Raw genomic sequence first — 13,517 nt, forward strand, 5'->3', positions numbered from 1 at the left:
GCAGGAGCTTTAGGGTGACCGCTTTGCGAACTGAATTATGGTAAATGTTATGTTGTTATGTGCTTTGCGGGTTGTTTATCAACAACGTTTCGGCGAGTCTCACTGTTAATAGCAATCAGGGAGCCAGATGATGAAGATAGCTGAGATTGATCATATCCATCTCTACGTTGAAAATATTGAACAGGCAGAAAAGTGGTACAAAGACATCCTGGGCTTTGAACGCGACCCTTCACTGTACTTCTGGTTTGAACAGGGTGGGCCGCTGGTCATAAGGAATAACAGAGCATCACTCTCTCTTTTCCTGCGAAAATCTCAGCCACCAGGCCATACGGTGGCTTTCGGGGTGGCTGCCTCGTCTTTTAACGAACTTATACCTGTACTCAGTAAGAATAAAATCCCTTTCAGCGTCAGTGACCACGATGTGTCGATGTCCGTCTATTTCAGCGATCTCAGTAATAATAAAATTGAAGTGACCTCTTACGACTACCTGCATGCAAAGCAGATACTGGAGAGCTTTGCGTAACGCTATCGCTGTTTGCGCTTAGAGGCGTGACTGCAGGCGCACGATGATCTCCGTTCCGAAAGTATAAGTACTTCACTCATCGGCACGCCGGATGAAGTGAAGCCTCCTGGCCCTGAACGGCGATTAGTAAAGTGAGTTCTTCAATCTCTCAGGCAGCGCTTTGTCGTAGGCATCGCCATCAATCTCTGCAATCTGTTTGAGGATGGAACCGGTGCTGGGTAGCGACTGCCGTGAGATCTGCGTTTCGGCATCCCATAATCCGGAGCGAATAATCGCCCGGCTGCACTGAAAGAAAACGCTCTCCACAATGATGCGCAATACGGTTTTTGGCAGTTGATTGTTGATGGCAAAGCGCTCTAGCAGCGCCGGGTCGGTACTGATCGCTGCCGTGCCGTTCACGCGCAACGTCTCGCCAATGCCAGGGATGAGAAAAAGCAGCGCTACCCGATTGTCATGCAGAATGTTGCGCAGGCTGTCGATGCGGTTATTTCCGCGTCTGTCGGGTAATAGCAGGGTCTTGTCATCTTCGATTTCGATAAATCCGGCCGGATCGCCGCGCGGTGAAACATCCAGTCCCTCGGGCCCCGACGTTGCCAGCGCCACAAAAGGCGAGGCGGCGATAAACGGACGATAAGCGGGATGAATATGATCGGTCACCTTAGCGACAGAGGGCCGGGCGACCGTGCCGTAAAGACCTTCAAGTTCGGTAAGTTCAGTGATAATGCTGCTCTGTTCAGCCATTTTTGCACTTTCCTTTTATTACTCCGATTCCCATGACGCTTATGATACGCCACAAACCCGACATACCAGCTAAAGCATAACGTTAACATCAGTAACACCAGAGCCAGCAAGCGACTCTTTACGATAATGAGTTTGCGCGTACCCGTCACTCCTCCGCCTGAAAAAAGTTTATTACCAGCCGTGGCTACAAATTCTTCACACAATGCCGATAGCAGAAAGACATGACCACCTTATTACATCCACTCATGAGACTCGCCTGTGAAAATTTCAACTCGTCTGTATGCCGGCTTTGGCCTGCTCATTCTGCTGTTTATTCTGTGTAGCGGGATTGCTTTACACGCTCTTAACAATGCCCGTGATGGCATGAACGATGTGGTCAATGTGAAGATGAAACGCTATCAGATGGTACTTGATATGCGGGGTGGCCTGCGTGACATGGGCATTGCAGTGCGCAATATGGCGCTACTGACCGATACTAAAGCGATGGAACCGGAATGGAAACGGCTGCAGACTCAGAAAACGCTTTACATCACCACCCGTGAGTCGCTGACCCGCATGATGGGTGATGCCACCCCTGCTGCACGCGAAGCGTTCAATAAGGGGCTGTCAGTAGAGAAAGCTACGCTCGACTCCCTTGAACAGGCTGGCCGGTTGGGGCTGGATAATCGTTCTCAGGAAGCCACTGCCTATCTGCTGACCGTGACGCGTCCGGCGCAGCGTAAGCTGCTGGATGCGCTTAACACCCTTTCAGCGATTCAGAGTGAAGAGAGCCAGAAAGCGGTGACGATGAGCAGTGATTCGTCGGCGCGTACTGGCTTTACGCTGATGATCCTCGCGGGCATCTCAATTCTGCTGGCAGCGGCAACCTGCCTGTTTACCGTGCGTATCCTGATGCGTCAGCTGGGAGGCGAACCGGCTCAGGCTCAGGCACTGGCTGCCGCTATCGCCTCAGGCGATCTCACCACGTCAGTGGCATTGCGACGCGGTGATACCAACAGCCTGCTGGCATCGTTGGGTGGTATGCAGGCTAATCTGCGTGAGCTGGTTTCCCGTATTAAAGAGGCTGCGGGTTCCGTGGCGCTGGCCGCTGATGAGATTTCTCGTGGTAATACCGAGTTATCTTCACGAACCGAGGAGCAGGCGTCTGCGTTGCAGGAAACGGCTGCCAGCATGGAGCAACTTACCGCGACGGTAAAAAGCAATACCCTTGGCGCACAGCAGACTGCCGGTTCGGCTCGTGAAACGGCCTCGCTGGCTCGCGGCGGTGAAAATGATGTCCAGCGTATGTCCGAAACCATGAATGGCATCTCACTGAGCGCCGCGAAAATCCGCGACATCACTGGCGTTATTGAAGGTATCGCTTTCCAGACCAATATCCTGGCGCTTAACGCGGCCGTTGAAGCGGCAAGAGCCGGAGAAGAGGGGCGTGGATTTGCCGTCGTTGCAGGTGAGGTTCGCTCGCTTGCACAGCGAAGTGCAACCGCGGCACGGGACATCAAATCGCTGATTGAACAGACTGTCGGACAGGTAGAGCAGGGTGTCTCGGTGGCGGCCGGAACCGGCCAGAGCATCCTGAAAATTGTCGGTATGGTCAGTGAGCTGGCCGAGGCGATGGATAATATCTCCCTGTCTTCCTCCGAGCAGATGCAGGGTATTTCGCAGGTCAGCATCGCCGTGAGTCAGATGGATGGCGTGACGCAAAACAACGCCGCACTGGTTGAAGAGTCTTCGTCGGCTTCTCAGTCGCTGTCTGAGCAGGCACATGCACTGCGTGGCATGGTTGATTCGTTTAGAGTGCACAGCGAAGCTTAATCGCCAGACGCAACAGAACAGACCGGACGCGAGCCCCAGCCGCGTCTGCTCTTTTTGACCGGATTCCAGCAGGATGCTGGCACGGCCTTGCATCGCAGGTTTTCTGTGTACTTACGTCAGAGGTGACATGCTGCCAGTGATTAGCTGCCAGCCGTTGAGTCGGGTTAACAGAGTTGGTGACAGGCGAAGTTGCTGATATAAAGAGTAAAGATTGCTTATTCAGCACCCAAAGGGAGCGCAGGATGGTTTGGGAATCAGAGCGACTGCTCTACAGGTATACTCTTCGCGAGGATCTTGACGACCTCTTCAGAATCTATGGCGACCCCGAAACGCATAAATTTAACCCGCGAGGTCCATGGCCCGACAGAACGCATGCTATTCAGGCCATGGAGCGCATATTACAGAGCTACCAGGAACAGGGTTTTGGCGACTGGACGATATTTGAGAAAGCCCATCCGGAAAAAATCATTGGTTTTGGGGGCGTTTTCAGAAGCCAGTTTGATGGTCGTCAGACGAATAATCTCGGTTACCGGTTTGAGCCTGCTGCCTGGGGAAAAGGGTATGCCACCGAGCTTTCCCGCAGAGCCATTCGTTACGGATTCGAAGAGGCCGGGCTGAGCATCATTACGGGTGTGACGCGCGAAAACCATCTGGCTTCGCGCCGGGTACTGGAAAAAGCGGGCCTGACCTTTTTGAAAAAGGTCGACGATCCTGAGGGGTTTCCTCCCAGCCTGATGTACACCCTCACACAACGTGACTGGCTTGCGGCTGGCAACATCGTTACCGCATAAGTATGATCTTTCCCGTTTGTGATTCAGGCGTGGCGAAAGCTGCGCCACCTTTTCGCTCCAGGTCCCTTTAAATCCTCTCTTATCCCGCGATTAATACTCCGCTGTGTGGATTACTTTAGCCACCTTAATCAGGGGGAGGCTTTATGGATATTCGTACAATTTTTATTTCAGCAGTCATGGCAGTCAGTCTTTTATGGATAGGCGCATCAGATAACCGTTCGTCACATCTCACCGCCGAGCCGGTTAAATCGGTCCTGAGTAAACTGCAGCCTTGATGCTCAACCGCCCGATAGCACACATTAGCGCCTGCTCAGCCTGAGATGCGGTACACTGCCGCTATCTGTTAATGCAACTTCGTTGCTTTAACCATGACGTTCAGGCTGATAAAAGCGGGAGAAAGAGATGGCGAGGGAGATGATTCGGCAGGGTGGGCGCAGCGCACGTATTCAGGCGGAAGTGCATAACACCGTTAACCGCTTGCTGGAAACGCTTGATCGTTCAGCTATTACAGTGCCGATGATCGCCGAACAGGCGGGTGTGACACCCTCCACGATCTATCGGCGCTGGGGCGATCTGTCCCAGTTGCTGGCGGATGTGGCCGTGGCACGGATGCGACCCATTGCAGAACCGGAAGATACCGGATCGACGGCCAGCGATCTTACTGCGTTCATCCAGCAGTATGCTGAAGAGATGTCGTCCAAAGTCGGTCGTGAGCTTCTGGCTGATGTGATAGGGAGTCAGGCTGAAGCGGCGAGCCAGAAATGCTGTGGGTTTACCTATCAGCATCTTGAAACACTGAAAAGTCGGACCGAGGCACGCGGCGAATCAGGTTTTGACGTTGATCGCATCATCGATGTGGTCGTGGCACCGGTGATGTTTCATATTCTGTTCGGTGACCGCGACATCTCAGCAGAATACTGTTCGTCTCTGGTTCAGCGGGCATTTCAGACAGCAGTCAGCGCTGAATAAAGGGCAGGGCGGCTTGCGTGATCAGATGCTGCAAGAGTGCTCGCGCCGGATCGTCACCCTGATCGGAGCGGGCGAGCGCGATACCCAGATAGCCGGGCAATGGCAGCCGGTGTGATTCAATCACCAGCGTCTCCGGCAACCCGGCGCGGGTGCGCAGGGTGATGCCCAGCCCGGCCTGTAATGCCGCCCAGATCCCGCTAAGACTGTGGCTGGTGAACACTACCCGCCACGGAATACCTGCCTTATCCAGCGCCTCGATGGCGCGCGATCGCATGACACACGGCGCATCGAATGCCACCAGCGGCAGCGGCTCGCCGCGCTGCAGATATCCCGCCAGATCAAACGCCGGATGCTGTATCCAGGCTAACGGACACTGACCAATTAACTGCGTGCCAGCCTGCTGCTCTGCCTGCCATAGCAGCGCAAGGTCCAGTTCATGACGGGCCAGCGCCGTAAGCAGCGGCAGATTTCTGTCGACGCGTGCGGTCAGCATCACCTCCGGATGCTGCCGGTTGAACGCGCCGAGAATGGCTGGCATCAACGCCTCGCCAAAATCCTCCTGCATCCCGATGCGTATTTCGCCCTGTAACGCTTCGCCTTTCACTGCCCGCAATGTCTCATCGTTCAGCGACAGCAGGCGTCTGGCGTAACTCATCAGCTGTTCACCGCTGCGGGTCAGCTGCACATGCCGCCCTTTTTTCATCACCAGCGCCGTGCCGCATTGCTGCTCAAGTTTCTTAAGCTGCGCACTGACGGCCGAGGCAGACCGACACAGATGCTGTGCCGCCAGGGCAAAGCTGCCGGCATCAATGCCCGCGACGAAACTGCGCAGCGCATCCATATCGAGGGACTGCGGTACCTTGTTCATTATTGTCCTGTAAACCTGGATGATAAATGCTGATTAATTTGATTTTCAGGATTGAAGGCCTGAGTGACACTCTGTCTCACCACTGAGGAGTGTGCAATGAAAAAATCGCTTGATCGGGAAACACTGGCGCAGCGCGCGCCAAAACTGGCCGAACTGACGCAGCAGGTGCTGTTTAGTGATATCTGGCAGCGCGAGCTGCTGTCACCGCGTGAACGCAGCCTGCTGACGCTGGCAACGTTAACCGCGCTGGGGAGAGTCCAGCAGCTGCCGTGGCACATCGATTTCGCCCGACAAAATGGGCTGACGCAGGATGAGCTGGTGGAGAGCTTCACCCATCTGGCGTTTTACGCAGGCTGGCCCGCTGCCGTCACCGCGCTGGGTTATCTGGAGGATAATCACTGATGCCCTTTACCCGAATTACCCTGCGTCAGGGCTACAGCGAGGCGGCTCTGCATCAGATTTCCACGCTGCTTCAGCAGGCGCTGGTCGCGGAATTTGACGTTCCTGAGCATGATTGCTTTCAGGTGATTGAGATGCTGCCCGCCGGACAGCGGGTATTTGATCGTCACTATCTCAGCGGCGGGCGTAGCGATAATTTCGTGCTGTTTCAGGTGACGGCAGGCCGACCGCGAACCCGCCAACAGAAGCAACGGTTTTATCATTCACTCTGTACGACGCTTCAGGCAGAGATGGCGATCGATCCTGACGACGTAATGATCATTATTCAGTTTAACAGCACCGAAGAGTGGAGCTTTAGCGGTGGCCGGATGCTGGCACAGGAGGCGTTATGATTATCATGCACTACCGTTTTACCCTGCCCGCTGACTGCGACATGGGCATCATCGAGCAGCGCATCAGTCTGAACGGAGCCCGGCTTGATGGCTTTCCAGGGCTGGTGGCCAAGGCGTATCTCTACGCCTGCCGTGATGATGACGGACAGAATGAAAACCGTTATGCGCCGCTCTATTTCTGGCGGGAGGCGAGTGGCATGCAGCGTTTCCTGCAAAGTCCTGGCTTTGCGACACTGGTCAGGGATTTTGGCTGGCCGATCATCGAAAGCTGGCTGGCGCTTGAGGGGCAGACCCACATCCCTGATCTGGCCGACGCCCGCTTTATAACGCTGAACCGCTGGACGATTCCACCGCATTCAGACCTCACGACATTGCCGGTAACAACAGGGATCAGCGCCTGGGATGTGAGCCGCTGGCAGGGAGTAGACGTTAACGCGTCACTCCAGCGCCCCGCTGGCGAGCAGGAAGTCTATCGCATCGGTTATCTGGCGCGGGGTGCAGCCGCAGCAGATCTGCAGCTCTAGCATCGGGAATGTCGCTGTTTTCTACTCAGAGGGCAAAAATGGCTTCAATCTCTATGCGCAGGTCAGTGGAGAAAAGTCCGCTGACCTGTACCAGCGAGCTGGCGGGCAGATGCTCGCCGTAGTTGCGATAAAGCACTTCCCGCAGCGCGGTGATCTCTGTGAAAGAGGTGATGAATATCGTGACCTTCAGCAGCGATGCGAGCGACGTATGCTCAGCCGCGGCAACCGCCCTGAGTTGATCAAAAATGGCTTCTGCCTGTTCAGCCATATCTCCCTGCTGAGCCGCCGTACCGAAAGCGGTCAGTCCTGAGACATACAGCGTCGCGCCATGTTTCACTGCGTGGACATAAGGTGCTTTTACTTCGCCCAGTTGCGGATAATTTTTGCGTTCTGGCATCATCATATTTTCTCTTTTTAAAGTGATTTCATACCATACAGGCTACCGGCATTAAAAAGGCCGAAAGTTGATAGCGGGTTGAAGGATGTTTTGAATAACGAGGAGGTTCGGGAAGCCAGCCGTTTACAGGTTCCGCTCTCTCCTGCACGCCGTGCAGCGATGCAGGCCATTGCTGTCGTCAAAACAGGCATGACGAAATGCGCATTGTGCAGACTATCCGTATGCACAAGCTTTTTTCGGATTCTCAGGGGCAGCAAGTGGGGAGACAGAAAGAAATTCGCTTTTTGCGGCCTTCAATGACTGACGCCGAATTCAGAGGTAACAGGCAGGCATGGCTGGCAGCACTTACAGGCTGATTGTTATAGCGGGTGAGGACTGCCCGCATCCACTGAACAGTTATGATGCTCACGATCTGTTTCCGGATGGCGGTGTCAGGACACGGAGCTTAGCGATGAGAAGTATTCCCGCCAGTTCCGTCGTGAGAAAGAGGAGTGAAAACGGACTGATCATACGGCAAAAGGCCAGGCTGAGAGTGATCTGGCTTTCCATACGCCGGCAACTGTCATCAGATGGATATCCCGCTGGTTAGATTCGCTGCTGCATCATATCGAACCGGAGATCATGTTTTATCGCTGGAGTGAGGGATTCTCTTCCATGAAGGCTTTTGAGCGCTGGAAATAGAAGGCCAGCCAGTGTGGAAACTGTAGGCAGAGGTCGGGCGGGAGCTGGATTGTCGGGTAGTGCTGAATAAGCTGCCATTTCTCAGGCTGAAACTATGCGGTTTTTTTAGGAGGCTCGGGGTTTGCCGGGCTGGTAAAAACGACTGATATGACTTCACGAGCTTTCGCCGTTCAGGCCCTGCAGCACGACGTCTCAGCATTGCTATGCTGTCCGTTTAGTCTGCAGGAGTGAGGTTGCCGGAGCAATCAACCTCCGGCAGACCGCGTTAACGGCATACGGATAGCTATTTAGCTCCACTCATCCCGGGAGAACCATCATGTCCTCCCTGACTCCCGCCGCTGCCAGCCTGACCGCCGACGCCGCCGGGACCCGCATCGCCTCCGTTTCCGCCATCACCGGATCCGTCACCATTACCTCCGTTTCCGCCATTTCCGCCGTTTTCACCCCCATTACCGCCGTCGCCGCCATCTCCATTGCTGCCAGAACCAGCATTCCCTCCGTCTCCCCCGTTTCCGTCACCGCCACCGTCGCCACCGTCGCCACCATCACCGTCTGCCCATGCCGCAGTGCTGAATATTCCGGCCGCCAGAGAGGACGTTACAGTGAATACGACAATGAAAGGTCTCAGTAAAGCTGAGGTCAGAATAATGAGGTATGCAACTTTCATGAGAAGGTTTTTCATATCATCCCCTGCGTTATGAATTATATGCCGCCGCCATCACCACCATCGCTGCCGCCATTACCGCCGTCACCACCATCACCACCGGGTGAATTATTCCCGCTTCCTCCGATGCCACCATTCCCTCCATCGGCTCCGTTTGTGCCTCCATCTCCGCCATTACCGCCATTTGAGTCGGAACCTGTGCCAGCATTACCGCCGTTACCTCCATTTCCGCCGTTTTCACCCGGACCGCCGTCTCCGCCGTTTCCGCCATCAGAAATCAGTGATAAAGAATCAGGAGAAAGGACGGGGTATGCCGGAGAGGCATAACCGTAATGTGTTAAAACCGCCAGTATCAGAGCTGAGCACCTTAATAAGGTCCGGCATCGTTTACAGATGTTGTGACTGGTCATTGTTACCTCCGTCGCCGCCAGCACCTCCGGGGGCATTGTCTGTTGACCCACCATCACCACCGTTTCCACCATTAGCGCTACCGTATGTATTTTTATGATGTTTATGGTGCTTGTGATGTGGTTCAGTCCCGGCGTTTGCACCGTTTCCACCATTTCCGCCGTTACCACCAGAAGCAGAACCGTTACCGCCGTTACCTCCGTTCAGGCAGCCGGTGCCGGGCACGCCGTCTTTACCGTTTTCCCCGTTGGGCGAAGTGGCATTCCCATCCTGTCCGTTCTGACTCTCACAGGCAGACAGCTGGATAGTGCCCTGCGGAAATGTCTGACTGAATACCGGCAGGGAAAAAAGCAGCCCTGCAGAAAGCGGGAAAAGAATCAGAGTGTTGTGCAGCTTTGACATAAAAGTTTCATCCTTTGATTAATGGCCGCCTTCAGGAGGCGACCATTTTTAGTTAGATTAAGCAGCCAGATTACGCACCGCCGCCGTCACCACCACCGTCACCACCATCACCACCGCCGTCACCGTCACCGGAACCATTGCCGTTAGCTGAGCCGTTGCCAGTACCGTTACCATTACCGCTGTCGTTCCCGTTACCGCTGCCGCTGTTATTGCCGCCATCGCCTCCGGGGCCACCAGGAGAATTGGCACCAGCACCTCCGTTCCCGCCGTTACCACCATTAGCATCGTCGATAAGTAAGAAGGTATGTGGGGAGTGATCAGTCAACGGTTCGTTATGTAAGGGTGCGGCGACAGAAAATCGCGCCGCAGAGAGAACAAAAATACCCAAAGCAAGAGCTAATTTTTTATGTCTCATAATCCATCCTTAAAGGTAAGAAATACATGAGATAATCGTTGGCCCATCCCGTAGCTAATGAGCCATTTAATTAAAATTAAATTAACTAAAAATTAAAAACTAAGGATTGTAATGAAAAGTTTACCGATGTTTTATTATGTTTTTATTTGGATTTAATCGAAGTTATCGGAGGTATTATGTTATTGTTAAGTGGTTAAATTTAAAAGATATTGATGCATAATAATTATCCTGCTAACAGTTTACTGTTTTCATGAAAATATACACATTATATTTTTATTAAAGCAGTGCGCTTATCAAAAGCCGGAAAATAAAAAAATTAAATTCAAAAAAAGCAGAAGCAAATATCATTTTTATATAATTAATCTGACTTTTAAGAGGCATGGTCATGGGGGGAACTGTTTAACCACTTTGAATTAATTCTACCGAACCTGTGAAATCCAGATATTTCAGGAAGCATTATCAGAACTGCGGCAGGCGGGACCTCAACAGCTAAAAAAACCGGCTCATTATCGTGCGTGCAGCAAACAAAATAGTGTGCTGTGAGAGCGTTCAGCTTGCAACCGGTCAGGAGTATGCGTGAATTTACGTCAAACTCTTCACTGCATGACCCTCCGGCTCCTGCCATGGCGGGCAGTCGTCGAGCTTCACTCCGCTAAGCTTGCAGGCGAGTTCGTGCCTGACGGCTGAGGACAACGGTTGCAACCGGCTATCAAAAGAGAGGTGCTCATGAGCGGTAAACGTTATCCCGAAGAGTCAAAAATCGAAGCGGTTAAACAGGTCGTTGATCGTAGCCATTCCCTTGCAGGTGTCGCCACCCGTCCTGGTATCATCACGCACAGCCTCTATGCCTGAGTAAAAAAGTAGGGCCCTGATTCATCAGCCACTAAAGCGCATTCTGATACCTGGTCTGAGAGTCGGCGACTTCAGAAAGAAGTGAACCGGGTCTGGCGACTTATGAAGCGTGCCGGAATAAAAGCTCAGATCGAGTACCGGAACCTACGAGCACGCAAAGGTGAAGCCAGCATAGTGTCACCCAACAGACTCCAGCGTCAGTTCAATCTGGAGGCACCTGATGAGCACTGGGTGACGAACATAACGTACATCCGGCCGCATGAAGGCTGGCTTTATGTGGTCGTGGTGGTTGATCTGTTCTCCTGGAAAGTTATCGGCATTGTCAATGCAACACGCCCGTCAGAAATCAGCGTTTCAGCAATTGCTGGCAGGCGAGGTTATCCTGCACGGCGCGCTGCTGCTCATCAGGCGTCAGTTGCTGCCAGCGGCCAATCACTCTGCGACCCAGCCCCGATTTATAGGTGATTTTTTGCAGCGCATAATCAGAATTGCCGCCTTCTATGACGTTCTGCATCTGCTGGTCGAGGGGCTGCTTACTATCATGATCAACCGCGCAGAACACCGCGACGTAATACGCTTTATCTTCCTCACTGTCGTGTGGGATAAACCACCAGGCGGCCAGGGCGAGGATCAGCAGCAGGGGCAGGATATATTTTACTTTAGCCATTTTATTCACCGGTTGATTGCCGTTAAGTCAGCCGGGTATGGCCAGACGCAGGGCGCGTATCCTGCCACAGTTTCCGCTCACCGTTAACCTTGTTCAGCCGCTGTTGAGGCAATGTTCAGTTTGCTGGCGCTTCAATCAGCGTCGTACTGATTTGCGCACCCGGCATCATCTGCTGTAATCCCGAAACCAGATCGTCGCTGGCCTGTTGCAGCGCGGAAAGCGGCATAGCGGGCAGACTTTCCAGAATGAACCACATCTGCTGCGCGCTGGCATCCAGTCGGGTTCTTACACCCTGACGCCAGTTCCAGCGGCGACAGGTCACGCCCTGATCGTCGCGCCAGATCACTTCGCCCGGTTCCGGCGACTCATAAACCACCTCGCCCTCTTTAACGGTATCGAAACGTTCACTGCCGTCAGCAATCACCAGACGTGGCTCGCCAGCATAGGCCGCGATATTTTCCCCCCCGACCGGCAGCGCATAACGAATGCTGATGGCGTTATAGAGATCGACAACCGGATCGATGGCAGGCAATGCGCCATCCCGCAGCACACGCTTACGCAATGCTTCTGCCGAACAGGGTGTACGTTTCGCTTTGGCACCAAAGGCTTTAAACACCTCAGCCCAGGCGGCGAGATGCGCGTCTGCCCACGCCGCATCATCATTTAATACCTGCTGGCATGCACTCTTCAGTGCTTCGCTGGCAACTTCTGGTCGGGTAATCGGTGTGGTTTCCACCACAATACTCATGGCACGAAAGCCGGGAGCGAGCGCGAAAACAGCGGGATCGATTGACGGATGAACAGATAACATCGGATACTCTCTCAGTGACTAATTTATTTCATAGTAATGACCGATGACCAAAAAAGTCAATATAACGACCGATGCGGGTGCCGATGTCGCCAGTGTCAATCAGGCTGTTTCGGACAGCATCAAAAGCTGGCGTAAAAGTCAGAAACTCTCGCTGGATGAGTTATCGCGCCGGGCTGGCGTCAGTAAAGGCATGCTGGTTGAGATCGAAAAGGGTGCCGCCAATCCCAGCATCGCCATTCTCTGTAAAGTGGCTGCCGCGCTGGGCGTCTCGGTGGCAGATATCGTTAACGTTGCGCATGCGCCTGACGCCTGGCTGATTGAGAACAGCGAAATGCCCCGGCTGTGGCAGGGTGAGCAGGGTGGTTATGCGCAGCTGCTGGCGGGAACCCGTGGGCCGGATATGATCGAGCTATGGCGCTGGCAGATGTTTGCGGGCGAAGCTTTCCGTTCTGCCGGTCACTCCTCAGGCACACTCGAACTGTTGCATGTCGAGCAAGGCTCGCTCGCCTTAACGGTGGGTGAGCAGACCCTGGTGGTGCAGCAGGGCTGTGCAGCCGTAGCGCGAACCGATATGCCGCATGCCTATGCCAGTGCCGATCAACTGCCGGTTATCTTCACCATGACAGTGGCCGAACTGCAGCGCTGACGGCGTTATTCTGCGGCTGTCGCTTCGCCTGGACACACCAGCAGCAGCGTTTTCAGCAACCTTTCCAGTTCGGCACGCTCTGAAGCGCCAAGCGGGGCCAGCAGCGCCTCCTGCGTAGCGGTATGGACGCGGAGTGCATGCTCAATCTGCTGCTGCCCGTGCGGCGTCAGCCCGACCAGCATGCTGCGCTTATCCTCTGGCGCGGCAATACGCTCAATCAGATGCTGCTGCTCCAGCCGGTTCAGACGATTTGTCATCGCACCGGAAGTCACCAGCAGCGCCTGGTAGAGCTGGGTGGGCGACAGGCGAAAAGGCGATCCCGCCCGTCGCAATGTCGCCAGCACATCAAATTCCCCCTCCTGAAAACCAAAAGGCTCCAGTGCCTGACTGCGCGCTTTTGTCAGATGTTTCATCAGACGCAGCACTCTGCCGAAAACCCGCATTGAAGAGGCGTCGAGATCGGGCATCGCGTCGTCCCACTGGCTGACAACGAAATCAATATGGTCATGCATAAATCACCTTTAAATATTGTGGTTATGTTGTCGGGTTGTGCGC

General features: G+C 54.0%; 18 protein-coding genes and 2 pseudogenes. 11 read left to right on the forward strand and 9 right to left on the reverse strand.

Annotation, left to right across the window (positions count from 1 at the left end):
• Positions 1–130: 130 nt before the first annotated feature.
• The gene (locus tag FOV68_RS09910) at positions 131–523 is read left to right on the forward strand and encodes a VOC family protein (RefSeq protein WP_143790434.1); all 393 of its coding nucleotides are present in this window, start codon (positions 131–133) and stop codon (positions 521–523) included.
• Positions 524–646: 123 nt separating this feature from the next.
• Here FOV68_RS09910 and FOV68_RS09915 read toward each other — a convergent pair whose 3' ends face one another.
• Positions 647–1,264, reverse strand: coding sequence for a pyridoxamine 5'-phosphate oxidase family protein (locus FOV68_RS09915; protein WP_143990740.1), 618 nt, complete (start codon positions 1,262–1,264; stop codon positions 647–649).
• Positions 1,265–1,522: 258 nt separating this feature from the next.
• Here FOV68_RS09915 and FOV68_RS09920 point away from each other — a divergent pair, with 258 nt between their 5' ends.
• From FOV68_RS09920 to FOV68_RS09930, 3 genes are all read left to right on the forward strand, one after another.
• Entirely contained in the window at positions 1,523–3,076 is a 1,554-nt protein-coding gene (locus FOV68_RS09920; RefSeq protein WP_069026870.1) for a methyl-accepting chemotaxis protein, read from the forward strand.
• Between the two features lie 242 nt (positions 3,077–3,318).
• Positions 3,319–3,867, forward strand: coding sequence for a GNAT family N-acetyltransferase (locus tag FOV68_RS09925; RefSeq protein ID WP_143990741.1), 549 nt, complete (start codon positions 3,319–3,321; stop codon positions 3,865–3,867).
• Between the two features lie 402 nt (positions 3,868–4,269).
• Positions 4,270–4,836 (forward strand): TetR/AcrR family transcriptional regulator, encoded by a 567-nt coding sequence (locus tag FOV68_RS09930; RefSeq protein WP_143990742.1) that lies wholly within the window; start codon positions 4,270–4,272, stop codon positions 4,834–4,836.
• On the opposite strand, the gene FOV68_RS09935 is transcribed toward FOV68_RS09930, so the two are convergent.
• Positions 4,823–5,704 carry a LysR substrate-binding domain-containing protein gene (locus FOV68_RS09935; protein ID WP_143990743.1) on the reverse strand — a complete coding sequence of 294 codons (882 nt, stop codon included), beginning with the start codon at positions 5,702–5,704 and terminating at the stop codon, positions 4,823–4,825. The two genes, FOV68_RS09930 and FOV68_RS09935, sit on opposite strands and share 14 nt — an antisense overlap.
• Before the next feature lie 96 nt (positions 5,705–5,800).
• On the opposite strand from FOV68_RS09935, the gene FOV68_RS09940 reads away from it, so the two are divergent.
• From FOV68_RS09940 to FOV68_RS09950, 3 genes are read left to right on the forward strand one after another with little or no spacing between them, the layout of a single operon-like run.
• Complete coding sequence (locus tag FOV68_RS09940; RefSeq protein ID WP_069026867.1) at positions 5,801–6,106, forward strand: carboxymuconolactone decarboxylase family protein; 306 nt, start codon at positions 5,801–5,803, stop codon at positions 6,104–6,106.
• Positions 6,106–6,495, forward strand: a complete 390-nt coding sequence (locus tag FOV68_RS09945) for a tautomerase family protein (RefSeq protein WP_033773596.1) — start codon at positions 6,106–6,108, stop codon at positions 6,493–6,495. The genes FOV68_RS09940 and FOV68_RS09945 overlap by 1 nt, the downstream gene beginning before the upstream one ends.
• The gene (locus tag FOV68_RS09950) at positions 6,492–7,019 is read left to right on the forward strand and encodes a DUF4865 family protein (protein ID WP_143990744.1); all 528 of its coding nucleotides are present in this window, start codon (positions 6,492–6,494) and stop codon (positions 7,017–7,019) included. The genes FOV68_RS09945 and FOV68_RS09950 overlap by 4 nt, the downstream gene beginning before the upstream one ends.
• 25 nt (positions 7,020–7,044) lie before the next feature.
• Here FOV68_RS09950 and FOV68_RS09955 read toward each other — a convergent pair whose 3' ends face one another.
• A complete protein-coding gene (locus FOV68_RS09955; RefSeq protein WP_069026865.1) occupies positions 7,045–7,422 on the reverse strand; it encodes a RidA family protein in 378 nt (125 codons plus the stop codon).
• Positions 7,423–7,944: 522 nt separating this feature from the next.
• Here FOV68_RS09955 and FOV68_RS24555 point away from each other — a divergent pair.
• Both FOV68_RS24555 and FOV68_RS24045 read left to right on the forward strand, forming a co-directional pair.
• Positions 7,945–8,097 (forward strand): annotated as a pseudogene (locus tag FOV68_RS24555) (plasmid SOS inhibition protein A); the annotation flags it as partial.
• A gap of 316 nt (positions 8,098–8,413) precedes the next feature.
• Entirely contained in the window at positions 8,414–8,728 is a 315-nt protein-coding gene (locus FOV68_RS24045) for a hypothetical protein (protein WP_161594367.1), read from the forward strand.
• Between the two features lie 64 nt (positions 8,729–8,792).
• Here FOV68_RS24045 and FOV68_RS09970 read toward each other — a convergent pair whose 3' ends face one another.
• From FOV68_RS09970 to FOV68_RS09980, 3 genes are all read right to left on the reverse strand, one after another.
• Complete coding sequence (locus tag FOV68_RS09970) at positions 8,793–9,032, reverse strand: hypothetical protein (protein WP_186289739.1); 240 nt, start codon at positions 9,030–9,032, stop codon at positions 8,793–8,795.
• Positions 9,033–9,148: 116 nt separating this feature from the next.
• Positions 9,149–9,571 carry a hypothetical protein gene (locus tag FOV68_RS09975; protein WP_115764525.1) on the reverse strand — a complete coding sequence of 141 codons (423 nt, stop codon included), beginning with the start codon at positions 9,569–9,571 and terminating at the stop codon, positions 9,149–9,151.
• A gap of 57 nt (positions 9,572–9,628) precedes the next feature.
• On the reverse strand, positions 9,629–9,820 hold the full coding sequence (locus FOV68_RS09980) for a hypothetical protein (RefSeq protein WP_134161285.1): 192 nt from the start codon (positions 9,818–9,820) through the stop codon (positions 9,629–9,631).
• 892 nt (positions 9,821–10,712) lie between these two features.
• Between FOV68_RS09980 and FOV68_RS09985 the strand changes: the two are divergent.
• Positions 10,713–11,156: pseudogene (locus tag FOV68_RS09985) on the forward strand (transposase); the annotation flags it as partial.
• A 28-nt stretch (positions 11,157–11,184) separates the two neighbouring features.
• On the opposite strand, the gene FOV68_RS09990 reads toward FOV68_RS09985, so the two are convergent.
• The gene (locus tag FOV68_RS09990; RefSeq protein ID WP_109651408.1) at positions 11,185–11,505 is read right to left on the reverse strand and encodes a hypothetical protein; all 321 of its coding nucleotides are present in this window, start codon (positions 11,503–11,505) and stop codon (positions 11,185–11,187) included.
• Positions 11,506–11,620: 115 nt separating this feature from the next.
• Complete coding sequence (locus FOV68_RS09995; protein ID WP_109651410.1) at positions 11,621–12,316, reverse strand: B3/4 domain-containing protein; 696 nt, start codon at positions 12,314–12,316, stop codon at positions 11,621–11,623.
• A 43-nt stretch (positions 12,317–12,359) separates the two neighbouring features.
• Between FOV68_RS09995 and FOV68_RS10000 the strand changes: the two genes are divergently transcribed.
• Positions 12,360–12,962 (forward strand): helix-turn-helix transcriptional regulator, encoded by a 603-nt coding sequence (locus tag FOV68_RS10000; RefSeq protein WP_039387877.1) that lies wholly within the window; start codon positions 12,360–12,362, stop codon positions 12,960–12,962.
• A gap of 5 nt (positions 12,963–12,967) precedes the next feature.
• On the opposite strand, the gene FOV68_RS10005 is transcribed toward FOV68_RS10000, so the two are convergent.
• Complete coding sequence (locus FOV68_RS10005; RefSeq protein WP_039387878.1) at positions 12,968–13,474, reverse strand: MarR family winged helix-turn-helix transcriptional regulator; 507 nt, start codon at positions 13,472–13,474, stop codon at positions 12,968–12,970.
• Positions 13,475–13,517 lie beyond the last annotated feature (43 nt).

Origin of the sequence: Pantoea sp. paga, assembly GCF_007558755.1 — a bacterium.
GTDB lineage: Bacteria > Pseudomonadota > Gammaproteobacteria > Enterobacterales > Enterobacteriaceae > Pantoea > Pantoea agglomerans.